Consider the following 25587-nt stretch of genomic DNA (forward strand, 5'->3'; position numbering starts at 1 on the left):
AAGAAATCCGGCACACAATCGGACGCAAAGAAGAATACCAACTGCGTAAAGAAACCATCGAACGAGTCTTTGGCACGGCCAAGGAACATCACGGGATGCGCTATACACAGTATGTCGGGAAGGCCCGGGTTGCCATGCAGATCGGGCTGACTTTGGCATGCCTGAATATGAAAAAACTGGCAAATCTGCTGTACCGGAAACGAATCCGTTTTGTAGTGCCTTCACGTTTTTTCCTATTTTTTCATTTTCCGGCAGCAATATAAAAACCCGATCACAGCTTTGTTTGCTTGTAATCGGGTTTGTCTTCGCTCTGAGAGGCTCATCGAGCCTCTTTTTTGGTTATCATTTTTAGGCAAAACAAATCGAATAAGCCGATCGACTGGGAGTTGGCAATCCCATTTCTGAAATACTGACGCCAATTTTACTTTCAACATCGCCAAAAACATCAAATATTTTTTTCCCCGACTCCAAAAGAAAGCCTTCTTCTCCAGGAAAAATACATTCTTTTAATGCGATACCATAATTCTTCTTAATATCACGGATCATTTCATCCTTCGCAAATTGACACGCAAAATTGCATATTTCCATAACAATGTATTGTTCAAGAACACTTTCTCGGGTGAAACAGTAATCCTCTATTTCTACACCGGCAGTCACAATATTGGGAATAACAAATTTTGAATCGGCAATTTTCTCAACCCCAATTTTACTGGTGAATAAAATTCCGTCTAACGTAAACTGAGAATCATTGACAATTTTCGCCTCGGATACACAATATAATGCCTTCGGCTTGGGGATCTCTTTGGCGCTATCTAAAATCCGTTCAATGGGCTTTGCACGTCTCGTTCCTCTTTCCATTCGGATCCGCTCATAAAATTCAGTTTCGTTCAAAATAAACTTAAGGCTGGTCAATTCAATGCTGCTCATGTGTTCACACATATCGCCACACTTTAATATGCTCGTGCGAAATAAGCCATTTTTTTAGCTGGCTTTCCACAGCATACGCATTTACCTTCATATAGAACTTCCTGTTCATCATCAAAAGGAATACAACGAATCGAAGCTCCGGTATCCTCCTTGATTTCATCTTCACAGCTGCGTTCTCCACACCACATGGCTTTTATAAAACCGGGATTTTCTTTGAGGTTCTTCTTAAATTCATCAGTGTTTTCTGCTGTTGATGTTTTTTCCTCACGCATTTTCAGTGCTTTATCATATAAATTACTTTGAATTTCTTTTAATAAATCGCCAACCGCTTTAAGAACATCTTCCAGACTGACCTGAATCTTTTCACCATTATCCCGGCGTGCCAGAACACATTGTCCATTTTCAATATCACGCGGTCCAATTTCCAACCGGATCGGAACGCCCTTCATTTCCCACTGGTTAAATTTCCACCCGGGAGAATAACCTTCTGAATCATCAACTTTTACTCGATATTCTTTCTCAATGATCTTGCCAATCTCCCAGGCCTTGTCTAAAACGCCTTCTTTATGCTGAGCTACCGGAATAACAACCACCTGAATCGGCGCAATCATTGGCGGTAGAACCAATCCATTGTCATCCCCGTGTACCATAATGATACCCCCAATTAAACGGGTTGATACTCCCCATGACGTGTGATAAGGATATGATTGTTCATTATTTCGATCAAGATAGGTAATATCAAAAGCTTTTGTGAAATGCTGCCCCAAATTATGGGATGTTCCGGACTGCAAAGCTTGTCCATCGTGCATTAACGCTTCCATTGTATAAGTTGCGTCGGCACCTGCAAATTTCTCTTTTTCGCTCTTTTGTCCGACAACCATCGGCATTGCCAGGCATGTTTCGGCAATTTCTCGGTAGATTCCCAACATCTGCATCGTTTCTGCCTGCGCTTCTTCAGCCGTTTCATGCAGCGTGTGCCCTTCCTGCCATAAGAATTCTGATGTTCTTAAAAATGGCCGGGTTGTTTTTTCCCAACGTACAACATTACACCATTGGTTATATAAAAATGGCAGTTGGCGGTAGGAATTGAGCCATTTTGAATACATACTGCAGATAATGGTTTCTGAAGTCGGACGGACAGCCAATCGTTCCCCCAGCTCCTTATCTCCGCCATGAGTTACCCAGGCTACCTCCGGGGCAAAGCCTTCAACATGTTCCGCTTCTTTCTTTAAAAGACTTTCCGGTATTAAAAGTGGAAAATACATATTTTCATGACCCGTTTCTTTAAAACGTTTGTCATAAGCTTTTTGGATTAATTCCCAAATAGCATAACCATAGGGACGTATGACCATGAAACCTTTTACGGGCGAATAATCCACCATTTCTGTTTTTGATATAACGTCCGTATACCATTGGGGAAAATCCACCTCCATGGATGTAATTTCCTTAACTTGATTCGACTGTTTTTTTCCCATTATTCTTCTTTCTCAGATCCTCGTCTGTTAAACCGCAAGCGACACGCTTTGCGTGTTTCTCCTTGGTTTGCGAAGGCTGATCGTCACCAATCATGTGCAAGCACTCATTTGGATCGTGCTTCCGCGAAAATCAAAGGTTCGATTACCAAAGTAACCTACGCTTGTATAAACAAAAAAATCACCTGCGCAAGCAAGTGATTTTTCATATAGGTTATCGAGCAATTATTTTACTTCGATGCTTCCGCCTACTTCTTCAATTTTAGCTTTAATTTCTTCAGCTTCTTCTTTAGTAGCGGCTTCTTTGATTGCTTTTGGAGCTTCATCAACTACTGCTTTTGCTTCTTTTAAGCCTAAACCAGTTAATTCACGAACAACTTTGATTACTTTGATTTTTTGATCTCCAACAGCCGTTAAGATTACATCAAATTCAGTTTGTTCTTCAGCTTCTACAGCAGCTCCAGCAGCAGGAGCAGCAGCTACAGCCATAGGAGCAGCAGCACTAACACCGAATTCTTCTTCTAAAGCTTTTACTAATTCAGATAATTCTAATACAGTTAAACCTTTTACATCTTCAATTAATTGTGTTACTTTTTCACTTGCCATCTTATTATTGCCTCCAAATATTCTTTCTATAATTTAATTTTACCTATTGAACTAGGCTTGTTTTTGTTCTGCAATCGCATTTAAAGCGACAACCAATCCACGCATGTTTCCGTTTAAAACGTTGACAAAACCTGAAATTGGTGCGTTTAAGCCACCAAGAACTCTGGCAACCAATACTTCTCGTGATGGTAATTCTGCAAGAGCTTCAACGCCTTTAACGTCTAAACACTTACCGTCAACCATACCTGCTTTAATTTCTAATGCTTTATGCAGTTTTGCAAAATCATTTAATAATTTCGCTGGTGCTACTGGATCAGTATCACAGAAAGCAACAGCAGTCGGACCAACCAGAACGTCTAGAAGACCTTCATAGCCTGTTTCTTTGGCTGCAAACCGCATCATTGAATTTTTGTAAACTTTGTAGTCAATGCCTGCTGCGCGTGCTTTAGCACGAAGCTCAGTCACTTCTTCAACGTTTAAACCGCGATAATCAACGAGTATCGCTGTCTGAGCATTGCGGAATTTTTCTGCAATTTCTTGTACAACAACTTGTTTTATTTCAATCTTTGGCATGTATTATGTGCACCTCCTTTAAAAAATCGTATCAAAAAAGCTCACTCCACAGTGTGAAGAGAGCTTTATTATTAATATAAGCTTTTTCTCTTCAGCCTCGGTAGGATTTATGGAACACCTACTGTCTATGGATGAATGATATTCTTTAACAACGACGTTATTGTATCATTTGTCATTTTCTATGTCAAGTCGTTTTAGGGCTTTGTCTAATTAATTGACCCTAGATTTTTCCAGTGTTGATTTTTACCCCAGGACTCATGGTGCTTGCTAAAGTAACACTTTTAAAGTATAAACCTTTAGATGCTGCTGGTTTTGCTTTTTTTACTGCATCCAGTACTACTCTCATATTTTCATGCAATGCTTCTTCTGAGAAAGAAGCCTTACCAATGATTACATGGATAATATTGGTTTTGTCTAAACGATACTCTACCTTACCAGCTTTTGTATCGGCAACAGCCTTTGCAACGTCCATGGTTACTGTTCCGGATTTAGGGTTAGGCATTAACCCTTTAGGTCCTAATACTCGACCTAAACGACCAACTTTACCCATCATATCAGGGGTAGCAATCATAATATCAAAATCAAACCAGTTTTCTTTTTGAATTTTATCAATCATATCGTCTTCACCAAAGAAATCTGCACCGGCTTCCTCAGCTTCTTTCAATTTATCGCCTTTTGCGATAACAAGAACTTTAACTGTTTTACCTGTACCATGTGGAAGAACGACAGCTCCACGAACTTGTTGATCTGCATGACGTGAGTCAACACCCAATCTAATATGCAATTCAATCGTTTCATCAAACTTTGCTGTTGCAAGTTTCTTTACCTGAGCAATAACTGCTTCAGGATCGAATAATTCTTGCTTGTCAAAGCTTTTTACCAAGTCTTGATATTTTTTTCCTTTTTTCATCTCTGCCTCCTTGTGGTAATAGCGGTTTCCCTCCCACTTAAGGTGTTTCTACCTTCTAAAATTATTCTTCGATTGTGATGCCCATGCTACGAGCAGTTCCTGCGATCATTCTCATTGCTGATTCTACTGTTGCCGCATTTAAATCCGGCATTTTCAATGTTGCAATTTCTCTTATCTGTTCATTCGTGACAGTCGCTACCTTTGTTTTGTTAGGTACGCCAGATCCGGACTCAATTCCTGCGCTTTTCTTTAGAAGAACAGCTGCTGGTGGAGTTTTTGTAATAAACGAGTAAGATCTATCTTGATAAACAGTAATCACTACAGGAATAATCATTCCTGCTTCATTTGCCGTTTTTGCATTAAATTCTTTACAGAATCCCATAATGTTAACACCATGTTGTCCCAGTGCAGGACCAACTGGTGGTGCTGGTGTTGCTTTACCGGCAGGTATTTGTAATTTTATTAGTCCCATTACTTTCTTTGCCATGTTAACACCTCCTTCATTTTAATATAGTATTTTTTACTCCGAACGGAGCTAGCATGAAGAATAGTTTTTCCTTAAGTGTTTATTTTTTCTATTTGTTCAAATCCCAGTTCAGCAAGCGTTTCCCTGCCAAACATGGAAACATTGACCTTAACCTTTGATTTTTCTGGATGTACTTCTTCAATAATTCCAGTGAAACCTTCAAGCGGTCCTTCAGTAACCTTGACCTCTTCTCCAACCTTCATGCTAATTTCCACACGCTGTTGGCGAATGCCCATGCTTTTTAATTCAGCTTTGGACAACGGCACAGGTTTTGACGCTGGACCAACAAACCCGGTAACACCACGGGTATTTCGAACTACATACCATGAATCATCTGTCATGAACATTTTGATCATAACATATCCAGGAAATAGTTTCTTTTCTTTTACGACGCGTTTGCCGTTTTTGCTTTCAACGACTTCCTGTACAGGAACTTGAACCTCAAGGATCAAATCCTCCATATTTCTGTTTTCTACGGTAGCCTCAATGCTTGCTTTTACTTTATTCTCATATCCCGAATAAGTATGTGCAACAAACCATTGCGCCTGATCGAGTTGATCGAGTTGATCGTGCTGATTACTATCCATGGCTCTCCCTTACCTACTTGTTTACAAATAACGCGGCAAGTCCACCTAGTCCTGTATCAACAATCCAAGTGAGAAGAGTAAAAATTGCAACAACTCCAGCTACTATGCCCGTCCGCTGAAGCAATTCTTCCCTTGTTAACCAAGTAACTTTTTTCAGCTCACGGTAAACCCCTTTGAAAAAGCCTACCATTTGTTGAAAGATATTTGGTTTTTTCCCTTTTTCGCTTGACTTCTTTTTCGTTTTTTTCTCATTTTTTTCCGTTGATTGAGGCGTTTTTTTATCCTCTTTTACCAGGTTTGCAGCCTTATCTTCGGTTTTTTGCGCCTGTTTCTGGGTGTTATCATTTTTTCCTTGTTTATTACTGGCATTTTTCGCGTTTTTATTTGTTGCCATGATATCCCTCTTTATCCATTATTTCGTTTCTTTATGTGGTGTATGCTTCTTGCAAAATTTGCAATATTTTTCCGCCTCTAAACGATCAGGGTTATTCTTCTTGTTTTTCATGGTATCATAATTTCTTTGCTTGCATTCTGTACATGCTAAAGTAACTTTTACTCTCATTCCAGCACCTCCTACATCCTTATATATCAACACCCGCAGGAACACGCAGGCACACGGTCCCTATTTTCATAGTCACTAACATAGAATAGCACAATAAACCTGTTTTTGTCAATAAAAACATTAATAATCATGACATATTCTCTTAAAATTTTCTCAATAAAAAAAGGCACACAGCCTTTTCAACAACATTGACATTATATCAGTAATAACTGAAACAATCAAGGAAGATTTCTTTTTTTTACAATTTTAATCCCCAGTAATCGCAGCCAAAATTATTTCCATCAATATCAACCACATCCGGCATATGTCCCCATCGCTCAAACCCATGTTTTTTTGCAAGTGATTGACTGGCGATATTGCTGTCAAAAATGATGGCAACCAGATTTCTAAACCCTATTTCTCGGGCCGCTTCAATTGCCCGCTTCATCAACATTGACCCAACCCCTTTTCCATGGACACGGCTATCAACATAATAGCTGATTTCTGAAGTATAACGGAAGCCCTCACGTCCAGAACGAAATTCTGTAAGTGTCGTCCACCCTACTATTTCTCCGTCCAACTCCGCGACAAACATCGGATGTCGGGTTCCAGAATGCTGAACGAACCATGGTTTTCGGATTTTCATCGTAGCCGGAGATAATTGCGCCGTAAATTTTCTTGCTTCAATCGCTTCATTTAGTATATCCAATACCCGCTGATAATCTTTTTCTTCTGCTAATCTTATTTTCAAACGTTATCTCCTGTTTTATATTAGAATTTTACTTTAATTTATTTTTCGTGTCATCAGAACTTTATGGGAAATTATTTTCGACCGATTTTTCCATACCACGCAATGATAACCGTAGCTGCAAAAATAATGATGATAAAACCGATGGTCGATATATAGGGCGAAAGAATCACATCCAACCATGCAATAATGACTGGCGAAATCAGCGCAAATAATAACAGGCAGCCGAACACGATCAATGTTTTTTTGTAATCTTCCACATCTATCTCCCCTTATCAAATTATTCCAACTGATTTTCATTCGTTTTTCTAATATTTAGAAGTATAAACCTTGTCATTCAACTTTGCAAGATTTTTGTATTAAACTTAGACAATACTGTATCTCCATTGAAAAAGCAACCCCTCTCGAGGTTGCTTTAAATCAATCAATTTTTATTTCAGTTTTCTTTTCACTTTCTTTGAACCATGATGATCGGGCATCATTGAAAAAATATCAACCATATTATCGAAATTATAGAACTCAACCACATCATCCGACCTTGCAATCAGATTATCTTTTAATGGTGCACCCGAGAGGATTCGAACCTCCGGCACGCAGTTTAGGAAACTACTGCTCTATCCACCTGAGCTACGGGCGCACAAAATTCGTGATTATTATATCAATAAATCAGCCTTTTGGAAACTATTATTTTGTATGGAATGTTTCCATCTATAAAAAGGTATCTGTCTGACACCTCTTTACTAATTCACGCCGTAATATTCTTCCATCGTTTTACCGCTATTGTAAATATCGGTTGCGACATCTACACCCAGATAACGGATGTGCCATGGTTCATAGGCATAGCCAGTAATGTCTGTTTTGTCTTGAGGATAACGAATGATAAACCCGTACTTATAGGCATTATTTTTAAGGAATTGCCCTTCTGCTGTCGTCCCAAAGCTTTCCAACAGATCGAAACCAACAGATGCACTCGTGACATCCATCGCCAAACCCAGCTGATGCTCACTCATACCCGGTCGCGCACTGACAAGATCAGCCTGCTCAGCACCGTAAGTGCTGACGTTCCAATCATATAACTCCGATTGGTTTTCGTAAGAACGATAACCGGAACAACAATAAAGGTCCAATCCGGCACTTCTGGCAGCATTAAAGAGTTTTACCAATGCTTCCGCGGCATCACTCCGAAGTTGGGTATCCCTTGTTGATGGAAGATCCAAAGTTACCAAATCATTGGGTACGTAACTCGCAGAAATACTGTGATTTTTATTAACCAGCGCTGTAATGCTGTCTGTTGATGTACTACTTGTTTTATCTCCCGCATCGTTTCCAGTCTCAGCCGTGGTTGTCGGAGAATTATTTTCTGTAGTCGCTTCCTGTGTTGACGTTATCTTTGCACTTGCTGTTTTATCTGCAACCTGAGCATTATTTCCACTGTGATATAATCTGACTGTAAATAACACAATAATCGCAATTAATATTGCTGCTAATCCACCGCAAGCAATAATAAAACGTTTCTTATCCTTAATCCTCATCTCATTATTTCCTCTCACTTTTCCCTTTATTATACACGATCATGAAAAATGGTCCTAACTTTTTTTGCTTTTAAACAAAAAAAGACAGAACCAAATTAGTCCTGCTTTCAAGCATGGATTGTTGTATTTATTGAAAATTTAACCTCTGAAAAGAATTTTTGCTTCCATCATTTTTTTTTGAACAGCTCGCATTTCTTCAATCGCTAGAAATATTTCTTTCGAAACAGCATCTTTTGATGTGCCTTTGAGCTTTTCTGCCCATTCTTGATAGCCATCAATATGATCACCTGTATGGTTAATCCAATGCGCCAGAAATACTTTGAAAATTTCTTCTTGTTTTTGAATATCTAATTTGCCATCCATTTACACATCCTCCAAATGCAGTTCTTTTTTTATCAAAGCAATCGCTTCTCTAATTTGGAGCATCAATGGTTTTTGTTCCAAAGATACGATATGATGATTTTCGGGTAAAATCGGAATGTATATTTTTATCCCTTCGCAACTTCCAATGGCTTCAACCATTCTCAGCGTCACTTCTCCCATCATCGAATTTGGAATGGTCATTGCAATCGAGCCGATAATAAAATCTGCTTTAACTACTGTTGTTGCAATGGCATTTTCTCCGGTTGCGCCTTTATTGGCACCCTTTTTCAACATCGCAGCTGTTGCTAAAGCATTGGTTCCCAACCCATATATTTCAATATATGGTGGCATTTCTTCTTTGAGAATTCCAACAATTCGCGACCCTATGCCGCCTCCCATACCGTCAAGCACAACGATGTTCATAAACTAGACCACAGTTCCTTCAATAATAATTTTGTGGGCAAGAAGTTTTACTTCCTTGAGTCTGCCTTGAACAATCTTTGTACCGCCCAATAAATCCGACAGGGTTAAACTCCCATCATCATTCGGGACAATATCAACAACGTAGTCCATTATTTTTTCTTCTCCTTCAGGAGTAGTCATATAAGCTGATGATTCACACATGTTCTCAGTCTCCTTTCTTTTATTTGAGATTATTCTAACACAGAATGCCCCTTAACACAAGTTAAGGGGCGACTGCATCTTTATTTTATTCAGTAATCTAATTACATAATTGGATCCATCGCTAAAGCCGGATGTCCTTTTGATTCCAGGAATTCCAATACCGCTTCAGATTCAATAGCAATCGTTTCATCACAGACCATATCTGCAAAATTTTCAATGCCGGTCATTTCTTTAACTGCTTTATTTAATCGTTCTGCAACATCATCTTTTAATTCTTTTGGCATCCAGACGATTCTTTCCAGGCCGCCTTCAGCCGACATGAATTTCTTAGAACCGATCAATTGGCGGCCATGACCCATGAAACCAGGAGTTTGAACCCCACCACCGGTCATCGAAGCCAGTTCTCCAAAGGTCATACCCACTGGTGAAACATCGCTAAACTCTCGGTTTACAATAACAACGCCGTTTGCTTCCGGCATAATGCCGCAGATACACTCGAAACAGCCACAGGAAGTCATTGGATCTTCAAGAATTGAATATAATGTAACTTTTTCAACTGCTCCTTGGGAATTAGTGGCAACTGCTTCGTTGACTGAAGCCCAGATCCCCAGTCGTTCGTCAATGGCTTGGCCTTTGACAACCGGCTGATTTGGTCCGGATGGATCCAATTGTTTGGTTGCTTTGGCATCCAACCAGGAAACCGCACCGCAAAGACCTAAACGTTCTGGTGTAATGATACAGACATGGCTTGGCGCAAATGATTGACATAATAAGCAGGTGTAGAATTCCTCAACACTTTCATCTGTCAAGGCGCTCATTCGATCATCACGTTGAACATAGATTGGTTTAACGCGTTCTTCATAAATTTCTTCCACATCTTCTTTTTTCGTATAAATAGTCACTTGACATTTATCGACAACATTGTCAAAGTCTGCCCGCATTTTTGCATAAAGAACTTCGCCAATATGTTTTAACCGGAAGCCTTTTTCATATGCTTCTTTGGTCAGTCGAATCCATACCGTATTTCTTTGTCCAACATGCATAGCACCATCAATATAGTTCATAAAATAGTGAATACGTCTTTCCAGAACGGTTTCAAAGTCTTTTTGCATTTCTTTACCGGCAACTTCAACCAAGATACCTAAAGGCAGCCGAACCGTTTTACCATCTTCGAACATTGCATCATCGATATCTGGTCCAATAACGGTAATCTTATGATCTTCAAGTTCTGCTAAATCACCGGTTGTTACCAGTTCCCAGGCCGGTGTTTTGTTTCCGCCGAATTCTGCAAACATGGTATCTTTACGAACACGTTCGCCTTCAAATGCTGCGGCAACTGAAACCGGTACGTCAATTTTTGTAACTTTAATTTTAATATCTCTTGATTCTAAAGAAGTTTCTACTGTTTTAGAATGATCTGCTTGTGTCATCAGTGCTCCCGGGACTTCCGGCACTTCAACATCAGCAATGACTGGGAATCCTAATGCAATGGCACCGGCGCCAACTGCTACCACCACTTCATCGATCGGGCCAAATGTGTTAACAAAAGCAGGAACTCTTTCTTTGGTATAGGCTAAGAAGTCCGCTAGTTTTCCAGGTTCAACAGCGCCAAAGATTAAAGCCGTACGGATGGCAACCGACACAACATGAATAACTGAAGTCACTTCGTGACCTAATGGAATGACACGATAATCAAGTCCCATTTTTACGCCTGCTTCTGAAGCCTGCTCAATGATGTTCCCAACCATAAAAGTCAATAGACCTTTTTCCTGATAGTCTTTAACAATAGCAGCCAATGTTTTGGGATCTGCTGATTCGCCTAAAAGAACGGCAATTCCAGGGATATCTCCGGTTACCAAGGGCACGCCAAGAGAACGAATGATTGGATCTGATACAAAGCCAATTCCAGCATCCTCGGCATAAGGATCGCCATCTAAATAACGAATCGCTTCAATTATTTCCGCTCCAACCGCTGTTGCAAGACCTGCATTTAATGCTTCACCTAAATCATCCTTGTTGGTAATCAAACTTTTCAAAATACCCACTGCCGCCGGTAAATCACCTAAGGTCTTAATTTTAACTCCAGTTGCCGCATAAATAATAGGTAAAAAATAAGCCGTATCCGGGTATCCTACCGCATGGCTTTCGCCATATTTTTCAATGGCATCATTTACAGCTCCTTCAGTTAAACCGGCGACTGCGTTAGAACCAGCATAAATCAAATCTGTCAAACTCATAACAATTTCACTCTTCCTTTTCTAAAGAATTTCAACGCCTTCAGGCATCGTATTATATATGAAATTGAAGGACTGTTTTACCATCTCCTAAATTACATATACTTTTCTAAATTTATACATATATTTTACTATATTTTCTGCTTTTATACAAATAAATACAAGTTTTCACAAAGAAATTGCTGGATTCACATTATCAATCCAGCAATTTCTGATACACCGGTCTAGATCAAATATTTTTTTGCCTTAATCAAATGTTTGTCTGCTTCTGCCATCAACTCGATTGCTTCAGTTAACGCTTTAGCCACTTCATTTTTTCCCAGTTTGTTCATTTTTTCAACCCATGTTTTATATTCTGCCGCATGATCCTGATTATGCGAAACCCAGTGATCTAAAAGAATACTGATAATTTCGAGATCTTTATCTTCTACAGCAGAATTTCCTTCATGGGAGTGACCGTGTTCATCGCCATGAGTATGGGGATGTTCGTGGGGATGAGTATGTTCATGGGTGTGCTCATGCTCATGTTCTTCACCTGGGGTATGTTCATGTCCGTGGTCATCACTGTGGGGATGGGTATGACCATGTTCATGACTGTGTTCATGGCCTTCTTCACTTCCATGTTCGTGTTCAATACATCCTTCATGCGGATGTCCCTCTGTGTGGTCATGATGTTCACCATGACTATGGAGTTTTTTATCTTCAGACATTTCATTTCCTCCTATTATTTTTCATATTTCACTGTTTTAATTATAACATTTTTTACTTAATAAATACATGGTAACTCCGCACTTTCAATGATATCTGTGTCTATGATGCGAAAAAAGGCAGAACACAAATGTGTTCTGCCTTCAGACATACGGTTTTTGACTCGGTCAAAAATTAATTACATAATTGGATCCATAGCTAATGCTGGATGTCCTTTTGTTTCTAAGAATTCTAATACTGCTTCAGAATCAACAGCGATTGTTTCATCACAAACCATGTCTGCGAAGTTATCAATGCCTGTCATTTCTTTGACTGCTTTATTCAAACGTTCAGCAACATCATCTTTTAATGCTTTTGGCATCCAAACGATTCTTTCCAAGCCGCCTTCAGCAGACATGAATTTTTTAGAACCAAGCAATTGACGACCGTGACCCATGAAACCTGGAGTTTGAACTCCACCACCTGTCATCGAAGCCAATTCACCAAATGTCATACCTACTGGAGTAATATCAGCATGCTCACGATTTACAATAACAACACCGTTTGCTTCTGGCATAATTCCACAGATACATTCGAAACATCCGCAGGAAGTCATTGGATCTTCAAGAATAGAATAAAGTGTTACTGATTCAACTGCACCTTGTGAGTTGGTAGCAACTGCTTCGTTAACTGAATCCCAGATTCCAAGACGTTCATCAATAGCTGTGCCCTTGATAACTGGTTGGTTTGGTCCGGTCGGATCCAATTGTTTGGTTGCTTTAGCATCCAACCAGGAAACAGCACCGCAAAGACCTAAACGTTCTGGTGTAACGATACAAACATGGCTTGGAGCAAATGATTGACATAATAAGCAGGTATAGAATTCCTCTACATTGTCATCTGTCAAAGCAGCCATTCGAGTATCACGTTTATCGTATACTGGTTTAGCTTTTTCTGTATAAAGTCTTTCAACATCTTCTTTGTTTGTATAAATAGTTACTTGACATTTATCAACAACTTTATCAAAATCATCTCTCATTTTTGCATACAGCACTTCACCTATATGTTTCAAACGGAAGCCTTTTCCATATGCTTCTTTGGTTAAACGGATCCAAGAACTATTTCTTTGTCCAACATGCATAGCACCTTCAACATAGTTCAAGAAATAGTGAATACGTCTTTCCAGAACGGTTTCAAAATCTGCCTGCATATCTTTACCAGCAACTTCAACCAAGACACCTAAAGGCAAACGAACCGTTTTTCCTTCTTCAAACATGGCATCATCGATATCTGGTCCGATAAGAGTGATCTTATGATCTTCGATATCTGCTAAATCACCTGTTGTTACAAGTTCCCAAGCTGGTGTTCTGTTTCCGCCGAATTCTGCAAACATGGTATCTTTACGAACACGTTCGCCTTCAAATGCTGAAGATACAGATACTGGACAGTCGATTTCGGTAATTTTAATTTTAATTCCTCTAGCTTCAAGAGAAGTAGCAACAACCTTTTCGTAATCTGGTTGATAGAGTAATAATGTTGGTACTTCATTGATGTATTTATCGACAGTTGCTGGGAAGCCTAATTCAATGGCAGCAGCACCGGCAGCGATAATTTTGTTATCCCATCCGCCAAATACATTAACAAACGCTTTAACACGATCTTTTGTATAAGTTCTATGAGCAAGGAAATCTCCTGGTTTTGTTGCCCCGAAGATTAAGCTGGCACGGATTGCTACAGAAACAACGTGGATAACAGATTCGATTTCATATCCCAAAGGAATAACTCGAAGATCGACACCCATTTTAATGTTTTGTTCAATAGCTTGATCAATTACTTTACCAACCATGAAGGTCAATAAACCCTTTTGCTGATAATCTTTAACAACACTTGCCAGGGTTTCAGCATCTGGTGCTTCACCGATAAGAACAGCAACACCTGGAATATCCTGTGTAACTAACGCAACACCGAATGAACGAACTTCAGCATCTGGTAAGAAACCTAAAGTACGTATTTCTGCAGTATTTAAATCTTCTGCATCACGACCTTTATATGGGATTGGATCGTATACAAATTTTACTGCTTCAATAATTTCAGCTAACATAGCAGAAGCTGTACCAGCATCTAAACCAGCTTGTAAAGTTTTTGCTGGGTGAATGTATTCTTTTGCCAGTGCCAAAGCTTCTTCCAATTCACCTACATTGGTGATTTTTTTACCTGTAATAGCGTAGATGCAAGGTAATGCGTAGGCAGTACCTGGGAATTTAACTGGTGTTTCTTTTCCCTGTTCAGCGACAACCTTGGCAACCATTTCTTCAGCACGTTGAAGATATTGGGCTTGACCGTCGTAAATAATATCTAAAAGATTCATATTCATATGGACTTTTCCTCCTTAAATTGGTTCATCTAACATAAGATTTTTGTGACTCTATTTCTTTTTTTCCTGTACGATCTCTTGAATTCTTTTGCCAAGAGCAGCAATATCAGTCTTCATGACTGGATCGTCATAGGGTGATTTATTGTTTCTGTCTGATTCTGAGATTTCATCACGATAGTTTAAAAAACCAACGATGTTCTCTGCTCCGATTTTTTCTGTAAGAAAGGCAATATCTCCGTTGTTCCGGATTTTATTTCCAATAACATAAACTTGCTTGACACCAATATCCATCGCCATGGATTTAACTTTATGATAGGTTTGAATACTGCGAACTCCTGGTTCAACAACAACAATAAATGCGTCGACTGCTCCGGCCGTTCCTCTCCCCAAATGCTCAATTCCGGCTTCCATATCCATGACAACCACGTCTTTTTGATAAAGCACCAAATGATTCATCAGCGTTTTTAACAAAACATGTTCGGGACAGACGCAGCCGGATCCTCCGGTGTCTACTGTTCCCATCGTTAAAAGCTTAACACCATTAAATTCTTTAGCATAGCGTTCTGGAATATCGGCAACCTCAGGGTTCATTCTAAACATTGAACCAAAAGATCCTTTATCAGCAGCGGTCCGTTCTTCGACAAGATCTTTCATCTCGGAAATCGGCACAATGCTGGCAATCATCTCTTCGCTCATGCCCAGAGCAAGCCCGAGATTTGCATCTGGATCTGCATCAACAGTTAACACATTAAATCCTGCTTCAGCAAAATATCGGCTTAAACTAGCTGCGATGGTCGTTTTTCCAACCCCGCCTTTTCCTGTTATTGCAATTTTCATTTATACACCTGTCTATCTTTTATAAATTAGATACCTAATGCTGTTCTTTTATCTTCTAAATCGACCATGATTTTATCAACCATAACCAGTGGATCTTTTTCAAATACAAAGTGAGCGCCAAGGAATTCTTGACAATCTTCAGTCATTAATTTTGTGAAGTTTGGACTTCCCAAAACTTGTGGAATAATTCCCAGATAAGTATTAATACCAGAACCAACAACGTAATTAGCAATAGCTACTGCTTTTTCTGACATCCATTCTGGTGCGATACCAACTACCGGTAATAATGCTGGGTCGATACCTTTTACGTCCGCACACAAGTTAACTAAGTGAAGGATACGGCTGATATCAACGCAAGATCCCATATGAAGAACTGGCGGAATGTTGACACGTTCGCAAACTTCTTTTAAGCCACGTCCACACATTTCTTTAGCTTCTAATGTTAGTAAGCCAGCTTTTGCAGCCGCTTGAGCAGCACAACCGGTAACAACACAAATGACATCGCGTTTGATCAGTTCTTTTAATACGGTAACATGAGCATAATCATGTTCAACTTTAGGATTGTTGCAACCAACAACACCAGCAGCGCCACGAATAACACCGGCATAGATAACATCGGTTAATGGTTTAACAGTTCCCATTGCGTCAGAAGTGTTTGTGTTTACTACTTTATCTAAATGATCAATGATCGCTTCAACAGAGTAACCAACCAGTGTATCTTGTTTAATATCTGGTATTTCTACTTTGGAAGCATCTCTGTTAGGGAAGTTTTCAACAGCAATTTTAATGATTTCATTAGCATTGTCCAAGCCGGTTGCTTCAGAGAATTTAATGAACATGTCCCCAGCGATTTTTGCTTTTTCAGAAGTACTGATAAAACGGGTATGGTATTTCTTTGCTAATGCAGGAAGAGCTGGGAAAATACACTGAACATCTACAACAACGGCTTCAATGGCACCGGTAATGATACACATTTCTTGTTGATAGAAATTACCGGCAATTTTAATACCATGTCTCATGGTCATTTCATTACCAGTACAACACATACCAACGATGTTAATGCCTTTAGCGCCTTTTGCTTTTGCCATTTCAATAAATTCTGGGTTTTCTGCAGCTAAAACAATCATTTCGGCAAGATTGGGATCATGGCCATGAATCAGGATATTGACCTGATCTTTATCGATAACGCCTAAATTTGAAGATGATGCTTTTGCTGTTGGTGTTCCGTATAAAATATCAGAGAATTCAGTACCGATCATCGATCCGCCCCAACCATCTGCCATACCTGTTCTCATGCCTCTTCTGAAGATGCTTTCATAATCTGAAGCACAACCCATATGAGTCGAGTGCATTAATGTGGTTACTTCCATATCAATGGCTCTTGGTGCAATATCTTCTCTTTCCCAAACATCCTGTCGCGCTTGTGGTGCTCTTTTTAAGAAACGTTGTGTTCCAAAAGGTTTACCAAATTCTCCTAATGCCATTTCAGCTAATTCATGAGCCAAAGCATAGGTTTCTTTAGTATCTGCTCCTTCAATGCCCCATTCTGCCGAGATTCTTCGTAATTTGGCTTCATCTCTGATTTTAAATGGACCCTCAGCTTTAGTTGCATGCATTGCATGAACAATATCACGGGCATGATCGGAATGGGCAGAAGCTCCGCCAGCGATCATTCTAGCAAAGTTTCTTGCTACGATTGTATCAGCATTTGCTCCGCAAATACCTCTTTCAGCGCCTTTTCCAGGTACTGGACTTACTCGACATGGACCCATTGCACAAATTCGGCAACATACTCCTGCTTCTCCAAAACCGCATTGTGTTTTTTGTGCGGCTTTACGATCCCACATAGTTTCTGCGCCATCTCTTTTAGCTTTCGCTAGTGATGCTTCAGCTACTTTGTCGTAGTTTAAAATTTCGTTGCTCATATTTTTTCTACCTCTCTAAATTTTATAATTTATATCTCAATACCAGTTCGTATAATATTTTTTTACGCATTTGTAAAAAAGTACGCATTTAATAAAAAATGTTCTTTACAAACATTGTTAAATGTTATACAATGTAGGCAATCGATACATTATACATTATTGTTTTGCTCCTGAATGTTCATTTGTTTCTTGTGCTGCAAGTAACGAACATAATTCAGGGGCTTTTTTGAGTATTTTCAAATACCTATTGCTTTTTTTTTAAAAAGGTATCTAAAAAGTCGAGCACTATATCTATATAAAATAGCTTGTTCGATTATTTTTAAATACCTTTTTTTATTTATAAAGGTATCTTAGAACTCTAATACTGAATCAGCATAAAGAATATTATTTTTGATAATATCGCAAGCTACAACAGTTTCCATTAATCTTCTATCACAAGGATTAACGATTGCAGAACTAAATCCACATTGAATAGCCATTGCTATCGTTGCAGAGTCTAATAATGGACGGATATGTTTTGGTGCACCGTTAGAAACGTTGCTTAATCCACCAGTTGTTAACAAGCCCATGTCAGTAATCATCTGGATTGCTTCAAGAACATCCATTAATTTATCCTGCATTCCTTTGATAACGATGAAAAGTGGGTCAAATAACATATCTGTTGGTTCCATGCCATGTTCCATACCACGTTCTAATAATTCAGAACAATACATGATACGTTCGTCATTATCTGCTGGAACGCCTTCTTTTGAACATAGAGCGATACACATAGCATCATTAGCAGCTGCTAAGTCAAGATATCCAATTCGATCGCCTGCATCTGCAGAGTTAACGATTGGTTTTCCTTTTGCGCGGTTGTAAACTTTAATTCCAGCTTCAATAGCTTTCATATTTGCAGTATCAAGTGCTAAAGGCACATTGTCGAAGTTTTCCTGGAGTAATTTGACACCCCATTGCATTAAATCTTCGCCGTCTCTTTCAGCAGGTCCGATATTTAAATCTAAATAGTCTGCACCAGCTGTTAATTGTTCTTTGGCTCTCAAAAGAATTGGATCAGGATTTCTGTCTGCAAATGCCTGTCGAATTGCTGGAGATATACAGTGAATTCTTTCACCAATAACCATGAATTTTGACATATTGTTCCCCTTTCAAATTAAAAAATATTTATAAGTGTGCCCGGAAAAATTCCGGACACAGATTGGATATTATGCTTGTAAGTCTCTTAAGAACTTAGGTATTTGCATTGCTTCGGTTGGTCCAACAACTATTTCCCATTCAGGTAATAATTCAGCTAAATCACCTTGAAGTACTGCAACTTTACCAGGTAAGATTAACTTACGAGATGTTGTAAGGTCTGCAATATTATTTTCTTTAACAAAGTTAGCAATTACGGTAGAACCGAATTTACCAGCAGCCCATGAAGTTAGTACTGAGTAACCACCAGCATCTGGGATAGCTAAATATGCAGGTACTTTTGAACGTTCAATTTCGCCGGCTACAACAAAGTATGTTAAAGCGAAATCGACAGTAACAAGTACTGGATCTTTGCCTGTTGGTTTATTGAATTCATAAATTTTAGGTTCAACACGCATTGGTTTTTGAGGATCTGTAAAGATGTTTTGTCTTAAACCAAACAGTGGCAATGCTGCATTAAAGTCCATTTCTTCCATAACGATGATTGAACCGTAACGAAGAACGAAAGCTGAAGCCAATGCAATTTGCATGTTGATATCGCCAGGTGCCAGTTTATTTGTAAATACAACTGAAGGATATCCGAAGGTACGGTCACTGCCTTTAATAGCAGCTGTTCGAATATCTACTGCATTTGCATATGCTTCTTTAATAGAAGTTTCGCCAACATTTAATACAAGTTTCTTGTATCCTAGTTTTTCGATAGATTCTACTAAATCATGTAATGCGTCAATGCTGTCTGCAGAAACACCAAGAACAGCATCTGCTGCTTTGGCAACTTCTACCATTGCTGCGGCGTTATCTTTGGTTGCTCCCATGATAATTGCGCCGGTACCAGCAACTGCAACTGCAGCTTTTGCTGCTTCAGCATCAGTTGTAATGATCATTGGAATTTTGCCGCATTCAGTAACTTTTTTAACTAATGCAACAAATTTAGCCTGATCAGCTGCAAAACGAACGCCAACAATTTCAACGAACATCATTTCGCCAATACGGTCATAGTTAACTTTTTTAAGTTTATCACAAGCTGCTGCTACTTCAGCATCACTCATTGCATCTGATAATTCAATTGCGAATAAGTTTTTACTTACTAAAGTTTTTTCATGTCTGAATAATACTGTTTCGCCACCAAGAGTTCTTTCAGCATCGCCAGATCCAACTTTAATTGTTTTCATAGGAGGAGCTGTTGCTTCTGATAATAATTCTTTTGATTCATCTGAAATATGCGGACATTTTTCGATGGGAACAGCACCAGTTGCTGCTTTCATTGAGAAAGCCATACACGTTGGGAATCCACACTCTTTACAATTTGACTTTGGAGTGAGTTTGAAAATATCTAAACCTTTAACTGCCATTTGTATTCGCCTTCCTTTCTTAACCTATTAGTCCAGCAATCATGCTTTTGATTGTTTTAGCTGATTCTGGATGTCTTACGATGATAGCATTTGAGCCACCAACAACACATGCTGCTGCTGTTGTTACTTCCATGCCAATACCACGGGCTTCTAAATTACCCCATTCTGGTGCTTCTGCTTCTGTAAATACTGATTCTTTTACGCTCCAGGAATCGCTAGAAACATCTGTTATAATTGGCATTTGTAAGCTTTCATCATTTTGACCAAGGCCTGCTAAGCGAATACGATCCATGGTTGAAGCAACATATTCAAAACCGTAACCGGCAGCTGCTGAACCAACATCCATAACGATATCTTGACTTTTAACACCAAGTTGTGTCAATAGAATATTTAATTGTTTTGCAAGGTTAATATCAACTGCAGATTCGGCAGATACTTTCTGTCCGTAAGCCATTGCTCCGGCAGCACCGATTGTTTTGTAATTATCTTCTACTGCAGAGAATAAAACAACATTCTTGTTTTCAAGTGCTTTTGCTACTGCTTCCAATAACTTAGCATCTTTTTCTGCATTTTTGCATCCTTCAATAACGACTGGTACTTCAACTGCAGCTTCTACAGCTACTGCTGTAGCAACACAATTTTCTACTGAATTGTCAGCACCATTTGGATCTGCGCTAGCAAGTTTAACCAGTATGAAATCAGCACCTGATTTTTCTACTGCAGCCTTTGCGAAAGCGGCTGGGTTTTTAAGATCATCACCGTAAATAGTTTTGAAGCAATCAGCCCAATCTTCTGGGGCATCTGAAATTGCTATTCCAACTGCGGTTTTGAATCCTTCATCACCTAAAAATGGTAATGTTTTTTCTCCACCTATGCTTATAGCTGCATCTCCAGCACCTATCTCACATACGTTGATCTTGCCATTGAATTTTTGTTCTGTTCTTTTGTATGGCATTTGTTTGTTTCCTCCTAACCTGTTACCTTTTTTCAAAATATTTATTTCAAAGCTCGACACTTTAAAACCAAAATAAAACCATTACATATTTTTACAGATATTGACCTGTATATATAAGTATACACAGATTGTACTATATTAGTTAAAAGTTTGTCAATTAATTTTCGAATATTTTTTTATTTTTCTAAAGAGAAAGTAAAGGTTTTCAATGAAATGATCAAAACATCTCCTAAAATTGCTAAATCTTTAATATTAAAGACTTTTGTTAAACTTTTGTCAAATAATATCTGCGCCTCTGCTTCAAACTCATCGTCACCAAACCAGAGGATACCGGCAGCCGTTACTCCCGGCATGACTGTGAACTGCCAGGATAAATCCCCTTTTCCTAAGGGGATTCCGTTGATGGCGTTCATGTACTTCTTAATTTCATCCGGCATTTCGTTTCCAATGTTCGCAAAAACCTGAATACAGCGTTTATAAAAATTCGAATAGTATAGGGGGCCGTCTGGAAATTCTTTAAAACTGATTAGCTCATCTTCATTTTCTTTTCCTTTGGCATTCATTAAATATCGAAGAATAATGATTTTTACCGAATAATTGTCAAAATCTTCTCCATCGACGTTACCGACCTCGCCACTGGGATAATGAACAATATAGTTTTCTCCCAGCACTTCTATTTTGAAAGTCCCACTTTCCTGATCAAAACTACATCGGGATTTTTCACTCATTTCAAACGGGTCATAATTTTTAAGCAAATCCCGACTGACAAAATAGCTGCTTTCAGAAAAATGAGGATCGATTTCCTTTATTTTTGATTGTTTCATTATTTCTTACTTAAATCTTTCAAAATTGGGATGAATATATCTCCCATTACTGCCATATCCTCTGCACTGAAAGCCGATGGAAAATTAGCATCAAACAGAATCTGCGCCTCTGGCGGAAATTCATCATCACCCAGCCAAAGGATCGCTGTCATGAACATATTATTAATGACCTCGAACCGCCATGAAAAATCGCCATTTTTTTGTGGTTCTGCACCCAAAAAGGCCATGGCTTTTTGCAAACCTTCAATGTTGTAATTAAAAGTAAAGGCAAACCGTTTCAGGCAGCGCCCTTCAAAACATGCGAAATACACATTTCCACCGGAAACATCGCGATAAGCAATGTTTTCTCCGGTTGAGGGGATCCCTTTCGCATTGATTAAATATCTCAGAATCATGGTTTTTAGTTTGTAATTGTCAAAGTCTTGTCCTTCCGAATCAGTGACATCCCCCTGCGGAAAGGTCACCTTATATGGTGTGCCCATCACGGTGACTAAGAATGAACTTGTTGCTTCATCATATGGACAGGTACTTAATTTTGAAACATTCTGGGGATCCTGGTCTTTTAATAAAGACTTGTAATGTTCATAAGGAATTTTATCTTTTCTTTTTTCTTCAATTGCGGCTTCATCCCGTAAAGTAATTTCCATTTAATTCTCCTATTTTTAGTATTCAACGGAAGGAAATAATTTCAAATTTGTATGAGGAATAAAGCAAGCGGATATAAATTCATCCATATAGCTTGGGTAGACGCTCAATTCCATATAAGTCATGTTTTTAGAAATCTCTCTAATCTTATCTTTTCCTTCAGTAAGAGTTAATGCAAGATAACACCCCTGCATTGAACTGTTGCCAATATAATGATATTTTTCTACCGGTATATCCGGTAGCATCCCTAATGCAATGGCATTTTTTATAACCAGGTTGGTGCCAATGCCTCCGGCAACATAAATGTCGTCTAAGACATCAATGGGCATCTCCAGGCTTTCCATTAAAGTATAAATAGCGGAAAATACCGCACCTTTCGCTTTAATAAAACTGCTGATGTCAATCTCAGTAATATAAACATCCCTGGAACCATTATCTAATTCTTTTGAGTATAAAATATATTGTCCAATGTTGTATTCGTCGAAACGAATGCGGGGATGATCCAAAGTCCGATCGATTCGGCCTCTGCCATCAATAATCCCGGTTCGTTTCATTTCACAGATCAAGTCGATAATTCCTGAACCGCAAATTCCAATCGGGCTCTGATGTCCGATCGTATTGTAAAAAGGTCTTAAATCGCTATCGTTAATATATATCTGTTCAATTGCTCCAGGTACAGCACGGGTTCCACAACTGATTTCGCCACCTTCAAAGGCCGGACCGGCTGAACAGGCACAGGTCATTAAAAATTCTTTGTTGCCAAAAACGATTTCCCCGTTTGTTCCCAAATCCACCAGCATGCTGAATCCTTCTCGTATCCAAATAGGCACTGCAAAAACTCCGGCAGTAATATCCCCGCCGACATAACTGGCTACCGATGGGGCAAGATATATTTTTCCCTCGGGATTGATATTAATTCCCAGTTCTAAGCATTTCATTTCCGGAATGTCATTAATTACCGGAATAAACGGTTCCCTTCTTAAATAATCTGGGTTTATCCCCAGCAGCAAATGGTTCATGGTGGTATTTCCTGCGGCACAGACTTCATAAATATCTTCTTTGGCTATATTAGTGGCTTTCACTAACTTTTCAATAAGCATATTGATACTTTCATCGACAATAGCCCGGCGGAGATTTTCCAATCCTCCGCTTTTTTGGGAATAGACAATTCGATTAATAACATCTGCGCCATATTTAACCTGGGCATTTCCCATGGACGCCTTTGTTACAATTTCATTGGTATTCATATCCACTAAACAGGCTGAAACAGAAGTTGTCCCGATATCCAGGGCTATTCCATAAAGAACCGACTTATTTTCGTTTGCCGGTTTAATATCAAGTATTTCCGCCACATCCCTACGTTTAAGGTAAACCACTTCAATTAAAAATTCTTTTTCTCTGAAAGCATCTGGAATTTTTCTCATCACGTTCAGGCTCATGACGATATCATTGTAGCCTAAATTTTGTTTGAAATAACGTTTTAAGCGGTCTTCATCGCCAATATTATCTTCAAGGTTGGGCAGTGGTAATTGAATGACCTCCGACCATAACCGACTGGCATTCGTCATGCCATTTTTTATCAGTTTTTTACGGACATGCTTGATATTATCATTTTCATTTTTAGAAAGATCGGTTATTTGCATTTCGTTTACAAAGGAAGACGCCAAATCAGGTACTTCCACCTCGATATCGCCAATAATGTTTGAATTACAGGAAAGGACGATTCCCGCAGCTGCTTCTTCCTCCGAGATATGTCTGGTTTCCGTTGTTTTAACCTGACCGGACACTATTTTTACCTTGCATTTTCCACAAGTGGCATTCCCATTACAAGGCGAGTCAATCATTACACCGGCTCTTCTTGCTGCATCAAGTAAATTTTCATTATCCGTCGCAACCAAATCAACCGTTCTTTTACCTTTTATTTTAAACTGAACCTTTTGCATTTAATCTCCCCTCTCCGCAGTTTCTCTTATAAAGCTTATCGGCAGATGCAGTGCTGTCTAACAGCGCTGCATCTGCTCAATTATAAACTTTACTTTATTTTTTATTTTTAATGATCTCTAATTTATCGACGATATCCCTTAGTGCCGCCTTTGCCGGGGAATCTGCCGGAAGGTCAACCAATGGTTTCCCGTAAGAATCAAATTCAAAAACATTTTGATCCATGGGTACAACGCCAATAAGATCCAATCCTTCTTTTTCGATTTCTTCCGATGTTCCCGCATTAAGAACGCCATCCGGAGCGCGGTTTACGATCAGCTTGATGGTTGGCACTTTTAACTTAAGCTCAGCCACTAGGTCTCTAATGCGTCCAACTGCTTGAATTCCCCGACGGGAACAGTCACTGACAAGTATCAGAAGGTCAATTTTGCCTAACGTTCCGCGGCTTAAGTGTTCCATACCGGCTTCATTATCGACAATCAGATATTGATAATTTTTAGCTAAAACATCTAATTGGTTTTTTAAAAGTCCATTTACGTAGCAATAACAGCCAGCGCCCTGGCCTCTCCCCATGACAAGAAGGTCATAACCATTGCTTTCAGCAACCGCCTGGTTTAGCCGCAATTGCATAAAATCTGCTTTTGTCACACCTATAGGCAGGGGTACCCCGGCCACTTCGGCTTTATTAATTTCCTCTTTTATTTCTCCAATTGAAAGATCAACTTCTTCTCCAAGCACTTCATTTAAGTTTGCATTGGCATCTGCATCCACTGCTAAAATGGGCCCTAGCCCCTGTTCAACTAAATATTCAATGAGCATACCGGTAAGACTGGTTTTTCCAACCCCGCCTTTACCTGCAATGGCAATATTAAAAGACATTTTATTTTCCTCCGAAATAATTTTTCACTGTTATTTTCTTTGCTATGATTAGTTTATGTTATTTATCCCAATCTTACAACAGGAAAAATTTGTATTTATCGACTTGTATATATATGTATCGACAGGGCTATCATACCATAATCATTCTAATTTTACAATAGACCTTTATCCGATAACTGACAATTTAAGTTTATAATAACAGTCGTAAACATCAGCTTTTTTCCCGTTATTTAGATTATTCGCTGTGCCACGAGGCGCTATGAAACCCTGGTAATCTGATAACTAGAATCCATGCCTGTCACGGTCACTTTCTTTTTGCTTTTTTTTAATA

27 protein-coding genes, 1 tRNA gene, 1 pseudogene and 1 other annotated feature are annotated in these 25587 nt (G+C 39.0%); of the genes and pseudogenes, 1 reads left to right on the top strand and 28 read right to left on the bottom strand.

Annotated features, from left to right (window positions below; translation table 11 throughout):
• Nucleotides 1–191: pseudogene (locus FZC40_RS02840) on the top strand (transposase); the annotation flags it as partial.
• A gap of 157 nt (nt 192–348) precedes the next feature.
• Here FZC40_RS02840 and FZC40_RS02845 read toward each other — a convergent pair.
• From FZC40_RS02845 to FZC40_RS02980, 28 genes are all read right to left on the bottom strand, one after another.
• On the bottom strand, nt 349–927 hold the full coding sequence (locus FZC40_RS02845) for a hypothetical protein (RefSeq protein WP_148602432.1): 579 nt from the start codon (nt 925–927) through the stop codon (nt 349–351).
• Between the two features lie 23 nt (nt 928–950).
• Nucleotides 951–2402 carry a proline--tRNA ligase gene (proS, locus tag FZC40_RS02850; RefSeq protein ID WP_148602433.1) on the bottom strand — a complete coding sequence of 484 codons (1452 nt, stop codon included), beginning with the start codon at nt 2400–2402 and terminating at the stop codon, nt 951–953.
• Between the two features lie 222 nt (nt 2403–2624).
• Nucleotides 2625–3005, bottom strand: coding sequence for a 50S ribosomal protein L7/L12 (gene rplL / locus FZC40_RS02855; protein WP_148565671.1), 381 nt, complete (start codon nt 3003–3005; stop codon nt 2625–2627).
• Nucleotides 3006–3056: 51 nt separating this feature from the next.
• On the bottom strand, nt 3057–3578 hold the full coding sequence (rplJ, locus tag FZC40_RS02860; protein ID WP_148565670.1) for a 50S ribosomal protein L10: 522 nt from the start codon (nt 3576–3578) through the stop codon (nt 3057–3059).
• Nucleotides 3579–3602: 24 nt separating this feature from the next.
• Nucleotides 3603–3727 (bottom strand) — a sequence feature (ribosomal protein L10 leader region).
• Between the two features lie 71 nt (nt 3728–3798).
• Nucleotides 3799–4488 (bottom strand): 50S ribosomal protein L1, encoded by a 690-nt coding sequence (gene rplA / locus FZC40_RS02865; protein ID WP_148602434.1) that lies wholly within the window; start codon nt 4486–4488, stop codon nt 3799–3801.
• A gap of 61 nt (nt 4489–4549) precedes the next feature.
• Nucleotides 4550–4975, bottom strand: coding sequence for a 50S ribosomal protein L11 (rplK, locus tag FZC40_RS02870; protein WP_148565668.1), 426 nt, complete (start codon nt 4973–4975; stop codon nt 4550–4552).
• A gap of 71 nt (nt 4976–5046) precedes the next feature.
• Nucleotides 5047–5601: a transcription termination/antitermination protein NusG gene (nusG, locus tag FZC40_RS02875; protein ID WP_148602435.1), complete on the bottom strand. Its 555-nt coding sequence runs from the start codon at nt 5599–5601 to the stop codon at nt 5047–5049.
• Nucleotides 5602–5614: 13 nt separating this feature from the next.
• Nucleotides 5615–5995, bottom strand: coding sequence for a preprotein translocase subunit SecE (gene secE / locus FZC40_RS02880; RefSeq protein ID WP_148602436.1), 381 nt, complete (start codon nt 5993–5995; stop codon nt 5615–5617).
• Nucleotides 5996–6013: 18 nt separating this feature from the next.
• Nucleotides 6014–6163, bottom strand: coding sequence for a 50S ribosomal protein L33 (gene rpmG / locus FZC40_RS02885; RefSeq protein WP_148565665.1), 150 nt, complete (start codon nt 6161–6163; stop codon nt 6014–6016).
• Between the two features lie 238 nt (nt 6164–6401).
• Nucleotides 6402–6893: a GNAT family N-acetyltransferase gene (locus FZC40_RS02890; protein WP_148602437.1), complete on the bottom strand. Its 492-nt coding sequence runs from the start codon at nt 6891–6893 to the stop codon at nt 6402–6404.
• Nucleotides 6894–6964: 71 nt separating this feature from the next.
• On the bottom strand, nt 6965–7150 hold the full coding sequence (locus FZC40_RS02895; RefSeq protein ID WP_148602438.1) for a hypothetical protein: 186 nt from the start codon (nt 7148–7150) through the stop codon (nt 6965–6967).
• 300 nt (nt 7151–7450) lie between these two features.
• Nucleotides 7451–7527: transfer RNA gene (locus FZC40_RS02900), tRNA-Arg, on the bottom strand.
• A 103-nt stretch (nt 7528–7630) separates the two neighbouring features.
• Nucleotides 7631–8422, bottom strand: coding sequence for a M15 family metallopeptidase (locus tag FZC40_RS02905; protein WP_148602439.1), 792 nt, complete (start codon nt 8420–8422; stop codon nt 7631–7633).
• Nucleotides 8423–8560: 138 nt separating this feature from the next.
• On the bottom strand, nt 8561–8785 hold the full coding sequence (locus FZC40_RS02910) for a DUF8180 domain-containing protein (RefSeq protein ID WP_148602440.1): 225 nt from the start codon (nt 8783–8785) through the stop codon (nt 8561–8563).
• Nucleotides 8786–9208 (bottom strand): DUF3842 family protein, encoded by a 423-nt coding sequence (locus tag FZC40_RS02915; protein ID WP_148602441.1) that lies wholly within the window; start codon nt 9206–9208, stop codon nt 8786–8788.
• 3 nt (nt 9209–9211) lie between these two features.
• Nucleotides 9212–9409, bottom strand: a complete 198-nt coding sequence (locus FZC40_RS02920) for a CooT family nickel-binding protein (protein WP_148565658.1) — start codon at nt 9407–9409, stop codon at nt 9212–9214.
• A 101-nt stretch (nt 9410–9510) separates the two neighbouring features.
• On the bottom strand, nt 9511–11646 hold the full coding sequence (gene acsB / locus FZC40_RS02925) for an acetyl-CoA decarbonylase/synthase complex subunit alpha/beta (protein ID WP_148602442.1): 2136 nt from the start codon (nt 11644–11646) through the stop codon (nt 9511–9513).
• 221 nt (nt 11647–11867) lie between these two features.
• The gene (locus tag FZC40_RS02930; protein ID WP_148602443.1) at nt 11868–12353 is read right to left on the bottom strand and encodes a DUF8180 domain-containing protein; all 486 of its coding nucleotides are present in this window, start codon (nt 12351–12353) and stop codon (nt 11868–11870) included.
• A gap of 176 nt (nt 12354–12529) precedes the next feature.
• Nucleotides 12530–14698, bottom strand: a complete 2169-nt coding sequence (gene acsB, locus FZC40_RS02935) for an acetyl-CoA decarbonylase/synthase complex subunit alpha/beta (protein ID WP_148602673.1) — start codon at nt 14696–14698, stop codon at nt 12530–12532.
• Nucleotides 14699–14755: 57 nt separating this feature from the next.
• Nucleotides 14756–15541, bottom strand: coding sequence for an ATP-binding protein (locus tag FZC40_RS02940; RefSeq protein ID WP_148602444.1), 786 nt, complete (start codon nt 15539–15541; stop codon nt 14756–14758).
• Between the two features lie 26 nt (nt 15542–15567).
• Nucleotides 15568–17466, bottom strand: a complete 1899-nt coding sequence (gene cooS / locus FZC40_RS02945; RefSeq protein ID WP_148602445.1) for an anaerobic carbon-monoxide dehydrogenase catalytic subunit — start codon at nt 17464–17466, stop codon at nt 15568–15570.
• A 350-nt stretch (nt 17467–17816) separates the two neighbouring features.
• On the bottom strand, nt 17817–18602 hold the full coding sequence (acsE, locus tag FZC40_RS02950) for a carbon monoxide dehydrogenase/acetyl-CoA synthase methytransferase subunit (protein ID WP_148602446.1): 786 nt from the start codon (nt 18600–18602) through the stop codon (nt 17817–17819).
• A 69-nt stretch (nt 18603–18671) separates the two neighbouring features.
• Nucleotides 18672–20012: an acetyl-CoA decarbonylase/synthase complex subunit gamma gene (acsC, locus tag FZC40_RS02955; protein WP_148602447.1), complete on the bottom strand. Its 1341-nt coding sequence runs from the start codon at nt 20010–20012 to the stop codon at nt 18672–18674.
• Between the two features lie 19 nt (nt 20013–20031).
• Nucleotides 20032–20967, bottom strand: a complete 936-nt coding sequence (acsD, locus tag FZC40_RS02960) for an acetyl-CoA decarbonylase/synthase complex subunit delta (protein WP_148602448.1) — start codon at nt 20965–20967, stop codon at nt 20032–20034.
• A 176-nt stretch (nt 20968–21143) separates the two neighbouring features.
• Complete coding sequence (locus FZC40_RS02965) at nt 21144–21791, bottom strand: DUF3786 domain-containing protein (RefSeq protein ID WP_148602449.1); 648 nt, start codon at nt 21789–21791, stop codon at nt 21144–21146.
• On the bottom strand, nt 21791–22438 hold the full coding sequence (locus FZC40_RS02970) for a DUF3786 domain-containing protein (RefSeq protein ID WP_148602450.1): 648 nt from the start codon (nt 22436–22438) through the stop codon (nt 21791–21793). Before FZC40_RS02970 ends, FZC40_RS02965 begins: the two co-directional genes overlap by 1 nt.
• 15 nt (nt 22439–22453) lie before the next feature.
• Nucleotides 22454–24379 (bottom strand): corrinoid activation/regeneration protein AcsV, encoded by a 1926-nt coding sequence (gene acsV / locus FZC40_RS02975; protein WP_148602451.1) that lies wholly within the window; start codon nt 24377–24379, stop codon nt 22454–22456.
• A gap of 94 nt (nt 24380–24473) precedes the next feature.
• Nucleotides 24474–25256, bottom strand: a complete 783-nt coding sequence (locus tag FZC40_RS02980) for an ATP-binding protein (RefSeq protein WP_148602452.1) — start codon at nt 25254–25256, stop codon at nt 24474–24476.
• Nucleotides 25257–25587: the final 331 nt, after the last annotated feature.

This window comes from Acetobacterium tundrae (assembly GCF_008086615.1).
Classification (GTDB): domain Bacteria; phylum Bacillota; class Clostridia; order Eubacteriales; family Eubacteriaceae; genus Acetobacterium; species Acetobacterium tundrae.

What these genes read in the sequence shown, in the direction of transcription:
- FZC40_RS02970 (WP_148602450.1), bottom strand. Translation starts at nt 22,438, where the DNA reads ATGGAAATTACTTTACGGGATGAAGCCGCAATTGAAGAAAAAAGAAAA.
- cooS (WP_148602445.1), bottom strand. Translation starts at nt 17,466, where the DNA reads ATGAGCAACGAAATTTTAAACTACGACAAAGTAGCTGAAGCATCACTA.
- FZC40_RS02845 (WP_148602432.1), bottom strand. Translation starts at nt 927, where the DNA reads ATGAGCAGCATTGAATTGACCAGCCTTAAGTTTATTTTGAACGAAACT.
- FZC40_RS02980 (WP_148602452.1), bottom strand. Translation starts at nt 25,256, where the DNA reads ATGTCTTTTAATATTGCCATTGCAGGTAAAGGCGGGGTTGGAAAAACC.
- rplK (WP_148565668.1), bottom strand. Translation starts at nt 4,975, where the DNA reads ATGGCAAAGAAAGTAATGGGACTAATAAAATTACAAATACCTGCCGGT.
- FZC40_RS02965 (WP_148602449.1), bottom strand. Translation starts at nt 21,791, where the DNA reads ATGAAACAATCAAAAATAAAGGAAATCGATCCTCATTTTTCTGAAAGC.
- FZC40_RS02930 (WP_148602443.1), bottom strand. Translation starts at nt 12,353, where the DNA reads ATGTCTGAAGATAAAAAACTCCATAGTCATGGTGAACATCATGACCAC.
- acsB (WP_148602673.1), bottom strand. Translation starts at nt 14,698, where the DNA reads ATGAATCTTTTAGATATTATTTACGACGGTCAAGCCCAATATCTTCAA.
- rpmG (WP_148565665.1), bottom strand. Translation starts at nt 6,163, where the DNA reads ATGAGAGTAAAAGTTACTTTAGCATGTACAGAATGCAAGCAAAGAAAT.
- proS (WP_148602433.1), bottom strand. Translation starts at nt 2,402, where the DNA reads ATGGGAAAAAAACAGTCGAATCAAGTTAAGGAAATTACATCCATGGAG.
- FZC40_RS02905 (WP_148602439.1), bottom strand. Translation starts at nt 8,422, where the DNA reads ATGAGGATTAAGGATAAGAAACGTTTTATTATTGCTTGCGGTGGATTA.
- rplA (WP_148602434.1), bottom strand. Translation starts at nt 4,488, where the DNA reads ATGAAAAAAGGAAAAAAATATCAAGACTTGGTAAAAAGCTTTGACAAG.
- rplL (WP_148565671.1), bottom strand. Translation starts at nt 3,005, where the DNA reads ATGGCAAGTGAAAAAGTAACACAATTAATTGAAGATGTAAAAGGTTTA.
- nusG (WP_148602435.1), bottom strand. Translation starts at nt 5,601, where the DNA reads ATGGATAGTAATCAGCACGATCAACTCGATCAACTCGATCAGGCGCAA.
- FZC40_RS02920 (WP_148565658.1), bottom strand. Translation starts at nt 9,409, where the DNA reads ATGTGTGAATCATCAGCTTATATGACTACTCCTGAAGGAGAAGAAAAA.
- FZC40_RS02910 (WP_148602440.1), bottom strand. Translation starts at nt 8,785, where the DNA reads ATGGATGGCAAATTAGATATTCAAAAACAAGAAGAAATTTTCAAAGTA.
- rplJ (WP_148565670.1), bottom strand. Translation starts at nt 3,578, where the DNA reads ATGCCAAAGATTGAAATAAAACAAGTTGTTGTACAAGAAATTGCAGAA.
- acsE (WP_148602446.1), bottom strand. Translation starts at nt 18,602, where the DNA reads ATGTCAAAATTCATGGTTATTGGTGAAAGAATTCACTGTATATCTCCA.
- acsD (WP_148602448.1), bottom strand. Translation starts at nt 20,967, where the DNA reads ATGCCATACAAAAGAACAGAACAAAAATTCAATGGCAAGATCAACGTA.
- acsC (WP_148602447.1), bottom strand. Translation starts at nt 20,012, where the DNA reads ATGGCAGTTAAAGGTTTAGATATTTTCAAACTCACTCCAAAGTCAAAT.
- acsV (WP_148602451.1), bottom strand. Translation starts at nt 24,379, where the DNA reads ATGCAAAAGGTTCAGTTTAAAATAAAAGGTAAAAGAACGGTTGATTTG.
- secE (WP_148602436.1), bottom strand. Translation starts at nt 5,995, where the DNA reads ATGGCAACAAATAAAAACGCGAAAAATGCCAGTAATAAACAAGGAAAA.
- FZC40_RS02915 (WP_148602441.1), bottom strand. Translation starts at nt 9,208, where the DNA reads ATGAACATCGTTGTGCTTGACGGTATGGGAGGCGGCATAGGGTCGCGA.
- acsB (WP_148602442.1), bottom strand. Translation starts at nt 11,646, where the DNA reads ATGAGTTTGACAGATTTGATTTATGCTGGTTCTAACGCAGTCGCCGGT.
- FZC40_RS02940 (WP_148602444.1), bottom strand. Translation starts at nt 15,541, where the DNA reads ATGAAAATTGCAATAACAGGAAAAGGCGGGGTTGGAAAAACGACCATC.